At 33.8% G+C, this 11,309-nt stretch carries 11 protein-coding genes; 8 read left to right on the top strand and 3 right to left on the bottom strand.

Annotated elements, in window-relative coordinates; genetic code table 11:
• A partial coding sequence (locus tag PHC28_RS09775; RefSeq protein ID WP_300099331.1) for a hypothetical protein occupies window positions 1–640 on the top strand: 640 nt, incomplete at its 5' end.
• Between the two features lie 69 nt (window positions 641–709).
• Window positions 710–1,414, top strand: coding sequence for a lipoyl(octanoyl) transferase LipB (gene lipB, locus PHC28_RS09780; RefSeq protein WP_300099334.1), 705 nt, complete (start codon window positions 710–712; stop codon window positions 1,412–1,414).
• A gap of 270 nt (window positions 1,415–1,684) precedes the next feature.
• Here lipB and PHC28_RS09785 read toward each other — a convergent pair whose 3' ends face one another.
• Together PHC28_RS09785 and PHC28_RS09790 are read right to left on the bottom strand one after the other, a co-directional pair.
• Entirely contained in the window at window positions 1,685–2,194 is a 510-nt protein-coding gene (locus PHC28_RS09785) for a hypothetical protein (protein ID WP_300099337.1), read from the bottom strand.
• A 182-nt stretch (window positions 2,195–2,376) separates the two neighbouring features.
• A complete protein-coding gene (locus PHC28_RS09790; RefSeq protein WP_300099361.1) occupies window positions 2,377–3,075 on the bottom strand; it encodes a ribonuclease HII in 699 nt (232 codons plus the stop codon).
• A 172-nt stretch (window positions 3,076–3,247) separates the two neighbouring features.
• Between PHC28_RS09790 and PHC28_RS09795 the strand changes: the two genes are divergently transcribed.
• The 4 genes from PHC28_RS09795 to PHC28_RS09810 all read left to right on the top strand — a co-directional run bounded on the left by PHC28_RS09795 (window position 3,248) and on the right by PHC28_RS09810 (window position 7,338).
• Window positions 3,248–5,191 (top strand): putative porin, encoded by a 1,944-nt coding sequence (locus PHC28_RS09795; RefSeq protein WP_300099340.1) that lies wholly within the window; start codon window positions 3,248–3,250, stop codon window positions 5,189–5,191.
• A 34-nt stretch (window positions 5,192–5,225) separates the two neighbouring features.
• Complete coding sequence (locus tag PHC28_RS09800; RefSeq protein ID WP_300099343.1) at window positions 5,226–5,708, top strand: 3'-5' exonuclease; 483 nt, start codon at window positions 5,226–5,228, stop codon at window positions 5,706–5,708.
• A gap of 78 nt (window positions 5,709–5,786) precedes the next feature.
• Window positions 5,787–7,058 (top strand): DUF2851 family protein, encoded by a 1,272-nt coding sequence (locus PHC28_RS09805; RefSeq protein ID WP_300099346.1) that lies wholly within the window; start codon window positions 5,787–5,789, stop codon window positions 7,056–7,058.
• A gap of 52 nt (window positions 7,059–7,110) precedes the next feature.
• A complete protein-coding gene (locus tag PHC28_RS09810; protein WP_300099349.1) occupies window positions 7,111–7,338 on the top strand; it encodes a PspC domain-containing protein in 228 nt (75 codons plus the stop codon).
• Window positions 7,339–7,414: 76 nt separating this feature from the next.
• On the opposite strand, the gene PHC28_RS09815 is transcribed toward PHC28_RS09810, so the two are convergent.
• Window positions 7,415–8,905 (bottom strand): amino acid permease, encoded by a 1,491-nt coding sequence (locus tag PHC28_RS09815; RefSeq protein WP_300099352.1) that lies wholly within the window; start codon window positions 8,903–8,905, stop codon window positions 7,415–7,417.
• Between the two features lie 172 nt (window positions 8,906–9,077).
• Between PHC28_RS09815 and PHC28_RS09820 the strand changes: the two genes are divergently transcribed.
• The gene (locus PHC28_RS09820) at window positions 9,078–9,962 is read left to right on the top strand and encodes a helix-hairpin-helix domain-containing protein (protein WP_300099355.1); all 885 of its coding nucleotides are present in this window, start codon (window positions 9,078–9,080) and stop codon (window positions 9,960–9,962) included.
• A 15-nt stretch (window positions 9,963–9,977) separates the two neighbouring features.
• Window positions 9,978–11,120 carry an acyl-CoA dehydrogenase family protein gene (locus tag PHC28_RS09825; protein WP_300099358.1) on the top strand — a complete coding sequence of 381 codons (1,143 nt, stop codon included), beginning with the start codon at window positions 9,978–9,980 and terminating at the stop codon, window positions 11,118–11,120.
• Window positions 11,121–11,309 lie beyond the last annotated feature (189 nt).

Raw genomic sequence — 11,309 nt, forward strand, 5'->3', positions numbered from 1 at the left:
AACGGGAAAAATTGAAATAATCCAACTCCGTGATGAACAAAGTTATATGCAATTGGCTGGTGAAAATTATTCAAAAGAAGAGAAATTTGTGGATACAACTTATATTTTCAAGGATTTTATAACCAAATATTCAGAAACATTTTCGAAACTTACTCCAACGGAAAAAGCCGTATTTCAAAAATTTGAGAACGTAAATGTGCATATAAAACAAAGTTCTTATGAAAAAGAATTTCGAACAACCATCACTCAGAATTTCAATAAGATTGAAGAAGTTCCTGATTTGTATAAAACCGGAGAATATGCAGACGATTTAGAACATAATTATGCTTTGAGTGCCGAAGAACATTATTATAACATCAGTTTCACTTTTGACGGAAGTCAATTTAAAAGAATCGTGAAAATCACAGATTCAGTAGAATTGAAAAAGCAACAAGAGAAAATTATTGCATCAAAAGCTCGCTTGAAATTCAAAATTAACGAGCCTTATATTTTAAACTATCATTTTCCTCGAAAAATCAAATCGGTATCAAATTCCAATGCGAAAATTAGCGAAGACAAAAAATCGTTAGAATTGCAATTTCTTTTGACCGATTGTTTGCAAAATCCAGAAATCACGAATCTTGAGGTTGTTTTGGAGTAAATCTTTGTCAAAGTTCTAAACTTTGACAAAGATTTCCTTTGTATCTTTGCATTTTAGAACTTTTTTTAAATGAACAAAACCATCCAACTCCAAGATTTAGGACTCAAGGATTACAAAACCACTTGGGAATACCAAGAAGAAATTTTCAAAAGTGTAGTCGATTTGAAAATCCAGAATAGGAGAGAAGAAACGTCTTTAGAAACTCCCAATTATTTTCTTTTTGTCGAACATCCGCACGTTTATACTTTAGGAAAAAGTGGCGATTTAGAAAATCTACTGCTAAACGAAAAACAACTCGAAGCCAAAGGCGCGACTTTCTATAAAATCAATCGTGGTGGTGACATTACCTATCACGGCCCAGGTCAAATCGTGGGTTATCCTATTTTGGACTTAGAAAATTTCTTTACCGATATTCATAAATATTTGCGTTTTCTGGAAGAAGCCATTATTCTGACTTTGGCTGAATATGGACTCGATTGCGGCAGAAGCGAAGGCGAAACCGGAGTTTGGCTCGGAGTTGGAACTCCATTTGCTCGGAAAATTTGTGCGCTTGGTGTTCGTGCTTCGCGCTGGGTTACGATGCACGGTTTTGCATTGAATGTAAATGTAGATTTGGGTTATTTTGACAATATCATTCCCTGTGGCATTCGTGGCAAAGCAGTAACTTCTTTAAATGTGGAACTCGGAGTTGAAAAAGTGGATGAAGAAGAAGTGAAAGCAAAAATCCTGAAACATTTTTCTGATTTGTTTGAAGCAGAGTTTGTGACTTTTTAATAGGCCACAGATGACACGGATTTAATAGATTGACACGGATTTTCTTTGGAGATTAATAATTCATTGTTCATCCTAATCTGGTGCTCGATTGCATCGAGTACCTGCTTACTTTTATAAACTGAATAAAGCGTTTGCAACGCGGCTCTTTTCACTTGTTTTTTTATTAACCGCGTTGCAAACGCTACGTTTTTTGTCCTTTAATTTATGTAGGTACTCGATGCAATCGAGCACCGGAGAATGTGGACAAACGAATGTCAGTGTGGTTTTTTCTCACTTGAAATAATTTTTGTATTCATTTTCAGAATCTGTCATATCGATTTTTTTTGGCTTTAATTTTGGGTCAAACAAATATATTTGCCATAATTCATCTTCGTCATTTAATTCTAAAATTGCATTATTTCCGGTCTCCATTTCAAACTTGATTATTTTACCACTTTTAATGTTTAAAACTTTCAGTTTGTTTTTACGAAAAGTTTCAGTTGATTCATTTAAATAAAACATATAATCGTCAACTCCAATATAAAAGTCTTCTTCACCAACTGCTTTTTTACGTTTTTCAATTTGCTTGTCCGTTGGTTCGATAATAATTGCAGTTTGATTTTTAATTACTATCGTATCGATTTTATCTTTAGAAGTTTCAGTATTTCCAATTTTTTTATTTTCAACTTTTTTTTCCAAAATAGTTGTTTCGGTATTCAGATTTTCCTCTTTGTTATTTACCATTTGGTTACAGGAAATTAATGTAAAAAGTGCTAAGGAAATTGATTTATAATTCTTCATTATTTGTTGTTATTTCTGCGTTCTACTAAACTGACGGCTAACTTGTATATAGTAATGACGTAGGCGCTATTATACATCTAATTTTGGGTAGATTGTAGTGACAAACGTCATACTTTATTTGTTTCTCAAATATATAAATAAATATTTACAAATCATCAAAAGGACTTTTATAAAAAAACAACCTAAATATCCAATTTCAACTGTTCTGGCAACAATCGAAATGTCATTCTATGGTATTTGGTAACGCCATATTTTCTTATCGCTTCTCGGTGTTCTTTCGTTGGATAGCCTTTGTTTTGCTTCCAATTGTACATTGGAAATTCTTCGTGAATGACATTCATATATTCATCCCGATAGGTTTTTGCTAAAACGGAAGCCGCAGCAATGCTCATGTATTTCGAATCTCCTTTTACAATGCTTTGATTGGGAATCGATTTTAATAATTCAATTTCAGTTTTCGAAAATTGTTTTCCAAAAGTTGTTTTCAAACCCAGTTTTGCGTTTAATAATCGATTTCCATCTACAATAATAAATTCGGGTGTGAGGTTTAATTTCAAAATACATTCCTGCATTCCCTTCATCGAAGCATTCAGAATATTGATTTCGTCAATTTCATTTGGATGCAAATGGGTTACGGCAAATGAAATAGCTTGGCTTTCGATTATGGGTCTGAGTTTTTCTCTTGTTTTTTCGGATAATTGTTTTGAATCGTTTAGTTGTTCTAATAGAAATTTTATAGTATCCGTTTTTGCTCTCTCTCCTTTGGAGAGGGTTGGGGAGAGGATAACCGCAGCCGCTGTAACTGGACCTGCAAGACAACCACGACCGGCTTCGTCGGTTCCGGTTTCTAGGATGAATTTCGAAAAATTAGAGAGCAGCATATTGATTTTATTGGAACAACAAATATTGTAAATTTTCTTTAAAAAAATGGATTTTCTTTCTATTTCCCAAAACATTCCCATAATTTAGAGCGTTTTTTTATTTATATGTTTTTTCATTTACCTTTGCTTGAATAAAATTTTAGATTAATTGCCTAATTATATATCATCTCCAATGAGGATTTTCTTTTTCTTATCTCTTTTAGTATTGCCAACAATCCTGTTTTCTCAAGAAAAAAAGACAAGCGAATTAGATTATAATAGTAAATACAATAGTTCCGATTCTATTAAAAAGCCAAAAGAAAAGGTGGCTACAATAGATATGTATCGCGTGATTACGTTGGAACGAGACACTACTTATATTGATACTTCTCAAACTATAAAAAAATTATACAGTTATAATTATTTGCGAAAAGATACTTTTGGGCTTTTGGCTTTTCCTAACGAAGGGCAGACTTACAACACTTTGCAATACAGTTTAACTGATTTTTCTCCTTTTCCTGAATTTGGGTTTACGGCTAAAAATTTTAATTTTTTGGAAGCCAATCAAATTCGATATTGTTCTGTTGCGACACCTGTAACAGAATTGTATTTTAAAACCGTGATGCAGCAAGGACAATCAACAGATGCTTTTCTAACGTTGAATACTTCTCCAAGGCTAAACTTTTCGATTGCTTATAGAGGATTGCGTTCTACAGGAAAATATATTAATCAATTATCAAGCACTGGAAATTTTAGATTTACAACTAGTTATAGTACAAAAAAAGGGCAATATTCAGCCAATGCCCATTTTGTTTCTCAAGATATTTTAAATGGTGAAAATGGTGGAATTACCTCTATTGATGACTTCGAAAGTGCCAATCCTGATTATAAAAATCGCGAACGATTAGAAGTTTATCTCACTGATGCAAAATCATTCTTGAAAGGGAAACGATTTTTTTTAGACCATACTTTCAGAATAAATTCGGTAAAAGGGAATAATAATTTATACGTAACGCACCAGTTTAATTACGAAAATAAATTTTTCGAATACAATCAAGCTACAGTTGCTTCTTCTGTTAGTGGTAGGAGAATTTATAGATTTGGTGATTCCTATAAAATTAGCGGAATAAATGACCAAACTCATTACAATAAATCCTACAATAGAGTGGGGCTTGTTTATGAAAATACAACTCTGGGAAAATTCCAGTTTTTTGCTGATGATTTTTACAGTAATTATTATTACAACCAAATATTAATTTTAGATAACCAAACAATTCCTAGTTCGATAAGCCAAAGGATAAACAGTGTTGGAGGTCAATATGACTATCAAAAAAATAAGTGGAATGGTAAATTTATTTTTTCAAGATCTCTTACCAATCAATCATTGTCGAACTTGGACGCTAAATTGCAATATGATTTGAATGATGAAACCCAATTGAATTTTCGGTACCAAAACATAAATAAATTAGCTAACAATAATTATAATTTATATCAAAGTAGTTTCGTGAGTTACAATTGGTCTAACAATTTTAATAACGAAAAAATAAATTCACTGAGCGCTAATGCCATCACTCCTTGGTTTGACGCCTCGCTTCAGGTTGCTGCTTTAAATGACCATTTGTATTTTGAAAATGTTTCTATTGACGTAGATCAGCAGATTGTTGCTCCAAAACAATACAGCGGAACCATAAATTATTTGTCGGTTAAGGTGAGTAAAGAATTAAGCTTTTGGAAATTTGCTTTGGATAATACGGTTTTGTATCAAAAGGCTGACCAGCAAAATCTCATTCTAAACGTACCTGAAATTGTTACTCGAAACACTTTTTATTTCTCGGATCATCTGTTTCATAAAGCTTTGTTTTTCCAAACAGGAGTTACTTTAAACTATTTCACAAAATACTATGCGAATGATTATAATCCTGTAATTGGTGAGTTTTTTATTCAAAACAAGAAGCAAATAGGGAGTTATCCTAACCTAGATTTTTTCTTTAATGGGAAAATTCAAAGAACTCGAATTTATTTTATTGCCGAACATTTTAACTCTACCTTTTCGGGAAATAATTTTTATTCTGCGCCTAATAATCCGTACCGTGATTTTATGATACGATTTGGTTTGGTTTGGAATTTCTTCGAATAAATTTTAAAATCAGCAATCAAAAATCGTATATCAAATGACTTTCACCGCCATAGATTTTGAAACAGCAATTGCATTCCATCCTTGTTCGGTAGGGATTGTTACCGTCGAAAACGGGATTATTATAGATGAATATGTTACTCTAATTAAACCGCCAAGAAACGAATATTCGCCTTATACAATTGCCGTTCACGGCATTTATCCTCGGGATACGGTGAACGCAAAAACTTTTACGCAGGTATTTCCTGAAATTCAAAAACGACTTCAAAACCGAGTGATTGTGGCTCATAATGAAAGCTTCGACAGGAATGTTCTTGCTAAATCGATGGCTCTTTATGGTTTAAATTATGAAGAGTTAAATATTGGTTACCGATGGGAATGTACCGTGAAAATATACAAAGGCAAAGGATTAAAACCAACCAAACTGAGCGATTGTTGTCGTGAAATGAGAATTGAATTGAATCATCACGAAGCACTATCCGATGCTCGGGCTTGCGCCAAATTGTATTTGATGCGATAAATTACTCACAGTTAGAATTTTTCATTACTTTAGTCTTTTAATCTATCATCTATTTGTCTATCATCTTCAAATCTAATTATGAAAGAAGATTTTCTCCATTATCTCTGGAAATTCAAGAAGTTTGACACCTTGAATTTGAAAACTTCCAATGGAGAAGAAATTATGATTGTCAATGCTGGACAATATTTGGAACTTGCTGGACCTGATTTTTTCAATGCTCAAATTACCATTGGTAACCAAAAATGGGCTGGAAATGTAGAAATCCATCTAAAATCTTCGGATTGGTATGTGCATCATCACGAAAGAGATGCAGCCTATGAAAACGTAATTCTTCACGTGGTTTGGGAACACGACACCGAAATTTTCAGAAGTAATAATACTGAAATTCCAGTTTTAGAATTAAAGAAGTATGTAGATAAATCCACAATCGAAAATTATCAATCCTTGATGACTCCAAAATCTTGGATATTTTGCGAAAAACAACTGAATGAAATTGATGAATTCACGTTGCGAAACTGGCAGGAACGTTTGTTTTTTGAACGATTAGAAAGAAAATCAAAACCCATTTACGAGTTGTTAGAACAAACCAATAAGGATTGGGAAGCGGTGTTGTTTTGTCTTTTGGCCAAGAATTTTGGTTTGAATACTAATGGGGAAACCTTTTTGAAAATCGCACAATCGATTCCGTTTTCTATTATCAGAAAAGAAAGTTTTGAGGTCGAAAACTTAGAAGCTTTACTTTTGGGAAATGCTGGTTTGTTGGATGCGGAAAAAGAAGATAATTATTTCAAGGATTTGAAGTTCCGATATTTTTATTTGCTGCACAAATACCAATTCGAGAAAAAAATAGTGGAACCTGTTCAGTTTTTCAAGCATCGTCCAGATAATTTCCCAACGATTCGGCTTTCTCAATTGGCTAATTTATATCATCTTCATCAAAATCTATTTTCTAACATAAGTACTTTTAATTCCATAAAAAGTATTTATGAAATTTTTGAAGTTTCGGCTTCTGGTTATTGGCAAAACCATTATCAATTTGATAAGGAAAGCCCGAAGAAAAATAAAAAATTGTCCAAATCATTTATCGATTTGCTAATAATAAATTCCATTATTCCACTTCAATTTGCTTATGCAAAAAGTCAAGGAAAGGAGATTTCAGAAGATTTGATTCAATTGTTGAATGAAGTTACTCCTGAGAAAAATGCGATTATGGATAAATTCAGTTCCTTTGGAATTAAGTCTAAAAATGCTTTTGAATCTCAATCTTTGCTGCAACTCAAAAATGAATATTGCAACAAGAGTCGTTGCTTGGAATGTGCCATTGGAATGGAATTGCTGAAAAAAAATTGATTCAGAAATCATATAATTTCGTATTTTTACCCAAAACCCAAGACTCAAAAATATGTCAGCAGTAATACAACTCAAATATTTTTTCGAAAAACACGGTTTTCACGTTTCCTCGCGTCTTGCTGATAAATTAGGAATGCGAGTTACTAACGTTCGTTTATTTTTTATTTACATTACGTTTGTAACGGCTGGTTTGTGGTTTGGTGTTTATTTGACTTTGGCTTTTTGGATTCGCTTGAAAGATTTGATTCGAGCCAAACGCACTTCGGTTTTTGATTTGTAGCGAATTGTCATAAATAAAAAAAAGGGATTATAAAGTTTTAAAACTCTATAATCCCTTTTTTAAAAAAGATACTAAATTATTTTTCAGGATTGTTCAAGGTACTATTTTTTCGACCGTAAGCAAAATAGATTATAATTCCAATTGCCATCCAAACGAACAATCGTAGCCAGTTAGGCCAACCTAAACCATACATCATTGCCAAGCAAACTAGAACACCCAATATTGGGACAAAAGGAACCCAAGGTGTACGGAATTTTCTTTTCATATCGGGTTCTTTTTTTCGCAAAATAATTACCGAAATGCAAACCAGCACAAAAGCAAATAAAGTTCCAATACTTGTCATATCTCCCACTATATCGCCAGGTACAAATGCAGCAAATAGTCCCACAATGACTAAAATTCCAATATTTGCTTTGTAAGGAGTTTTGAATTTTGAATGCAAATCGCTAAATACTTTTGGCAATAAGCCATCTTTACTCATCGAATAAAATACTCTAGATTGCCCTAATAACATCACCAAAATTACTGAAGTAAATCCAAATAAAATAGCGACAGTCACGAGTTGACCAAGCCAAGAATAGCCAATCATATATTTGTTGATAGCAAATGCAACTGAGGCTTCTTTTCCGCCAGTTCTAAAATCTTCAACCGTTGCAACGCCTGTTAAAACATGGGCGAAAAGAATATATAAAACCGTACATATCGCCAGTGATCCCAAAATTCCTATCGGCATATTTCTTTTTGGATTTTTCGTTTCTTGAGCAGCAGTACTCACAGCATCAAATCCAATAAAGGCAAAAAATACGGTACCTGCCGCCCCCAGGATTCCCATTATGCCACCATAACTGTGATCAATTCCGTGCTCATCAGTAAAGACAGAAGCGGCGGGAATATAAGGTGTGTGATTGGCAGGATTGATAAAATTCCAGCCAATTACAACGATTAGAATTACGATGGTTACTTTTACAATTACAATAATTCCGTTCACAAACGCAGATTCCTGAATTCCTTTTATCAAAAGCAAAGTTATCATAGCAACTATAAAAAAGGCAGGTAAATTGATTATACCGCGCTGAGTTACTTGAGTTACAGGGTCGACAAGTTTTTGGAAAGGTGAGTGTGAAAATTCATAAGGAATAGGGCTAATATGAAGTACATTAATCAAAAAATCATTTAGGTATTCACTCCAGGCAATTCCAACAGTTGCAGCACCTACGGCGTATTCAAGAATCAAATCCCAGCCAATAATCCATGCTAAGAATTCGCCCATTGTAGCATAAGTGTAGGTATAGGCACTTCCCGAAATAGGGATGGATGAGGAGAGTTCGGCATAACACAAGCCTGCCAAAGCACAGCCAAGAGCGGCAACAACGAAGGCGATAGTTACTGATGGGCCGGCATTTTGTGCTGCTGCCATAGCGGTTCTTACGAACAAACCAGCACCAATGATGGCGCCAATTCCCAATGCCATTAATGACCAAGCGGTTAATGTTCTTTTTAATCCTTTTTCGGAATCAGCAGCTTCGGCCAAAAGCAGTTCGAGTGGTTTTCTTTTCCAGATTGACATATTTTGTAGTTTATTGTTTTAAGTTTTCAAATATATTGTTTTTTTAATGTTGAGGCGATATAGAAATCCGTATTTTTTAAAATCCAATTTTTTGCTTTTTAATATTTCTTTAATAGATAGAGCTATTTTATAAAATATTTCTTATTTTTAGGGTTCGTAAAATATTTTTTTGATGACTTTCAAAGCAATAAAATCCTATTTCCAATTTTCACGAGGCCAGAGTGCTGGAATTTTTTTATTGTTTGCTATTATCATTGTTTTACAATTGCTTTATTTTTTTACGGATTTTAGTTCTTTTTCCAAAGAATCACCCGAAAAAGAAAAATGGCTTTCCTTGCAATCACAAATTGATTCGATGAAACAGGAAAAGAGGGATTATGTTCCAAAGATTTATCCGTTCAATCCTAATTTCATTACAGATTTCAAAGGTTATAAACTCGGAATGTCAGTTGCTGAAATTGACAGGTTACTTGCTTTTCGAAAAGAGAATAAATATGTGAATTCACCCAAAGAATTTCAAGCCGTGACAAAAGTTTCTGATTCTTTGTTGAATGCTATTTCGCCCTATTTCAAATTCCCAGATTGGGTAAATAACAAAAAGGAATTTAAGAACTATAAAAATACGCCTTACACGGCTTTTGCCAAAAAAGAAAAAATAGTGATAATCGACATCAATCAAGCTACTCAAGAAGATTTAATTAAAATTTATGGAATTGGCGAGGCTATCTCGCTTCGGATTTTAAAATACAAAGAAAGTTTGGGAGTCTTTGTTTCGATGGAACAAATGAAGGATGTTTGGGGATTATCACCCGAAGTTATCGATAATTTGAATAGCCATTTTAATGTTTCGATGATTCCAAATATCAAAAAAATTGACATCAATAATGCGTCAATAAAGGAACTTTCGCAATTTCCTTATTTCAAATATCCGCTAGCAAAAAACATAGTTACCTTTAGAAGTATGAACGGCGACTTCAAAACCAAAGAAGATTTGTCTAAAATTAAAGATTTTCCAGTCGATAAAATTGCCATAATTGCGCTATATTTGGCGTTCTAAAAAAGTGTACAAAAAATGAATTTTGATTACAGCGAAACGCAAGCATTGATTGCCCAATCTATAAGAGATTTTGCAGAAATAAATATTAGACCTTATATAATGGAGTGGGACGAAGCGCAAACTTTTCCGATTCCGTTATTCAAAAAACTGGGAGAAATGGGTTTTATGGGCGTTTTGGTTCCCGAAAAACTGGGTGGTTCAGGATTGGGTTATCACGAATACATTACCATCATTGAAGAAATTTCTAAAGTCGATCCATCGATAGGATTGTCTGTTGCAGCGCATAATTCATTGTGTACAAACCATCTTTTGACATTTGGAAATGAAGAACAAAAGAAAAAATGGATTCCAAAATTAGCCACTGGTGAACATATTGGTGCTTGGGGTTTAACAGAACACAATACAGGTTCCGATGCTGGCGGAATGAATACAACTGCCTTAAAAGATGGGGATCATTGGATTGTTAACGGAGCTAAAAACTTCATCACGCACGGAAAATCGGGTGATATCGCCGTAGTGATTGTTCGCACCGGAAAAAAAGGAGATTCTAAAGGAATGACCGCTTTTGTTTTCGAAAAAGGAATGCCGGGATTTACTTCTGGGAAAAAAGAAAATAAACTGGGAATGCGTGCCAGCGAAACGGCTGAATTGATTTTTGACAATTGCCGAATTTCGGATGCTAATAGATTAGGAGAAGTTGGCGATGGTTTCGTTCAATCGATGAAAGTATTGGATGGCGGAAGAATTTCCATTGGTGCTTTGTCTTTAGGAATTGCAAAAGGAGCTTATGAAGCGGCATTAAAATATTCGAAAGAAAGACATCAATTTGGCAAAGCGATTAGTGAATTTCAAGCAATAGCTTTTAAACTAGCCGATATGGCTACCGAAATTGAAGCCTCGGAATTGTTGTTGCACAAGGCGGCTTTCTTGAAAAACAAAGACCGAAATATGACTACGCTCGGTGCAATGAGTAAAATGTTTTCGTCAGAAGTTTGCGTAAAAATAGCCAACGATGCGGTGCAAATTCACGGTGGTTATGGTTATACCAAGGATTATCCGGTAGAGAAATTCTATCGAGATTCTAAATTGTGTACCATTGGCGAAGGAACTACGGAAATCCAGAAATTGGTTATTTCGAGGAATATATTGAAGGGGTAATTTTGAGATGTTTATATAAAAAGTAACTTGTGAAATGTTAGAATTATTAATAGTTGTTATATTATTTATTCCATTATTTATTCAGTTTATATATGGCGTTAAGGCAATTTGTGGTTGGATAAAATTAACCTTTTGGCAATTAACAATGTTGACTTTTTTAGGAGAGTTATTGTTATCCTTTATATTGTT

The organism is Flavobacterium sp. (assembly GCF_028712645.1).
Lineage (GTDB): Bacteria > Bacteroidota > Bacteroidia > Flavobacteriales > Flavobacteriaceae > Flavobacterium.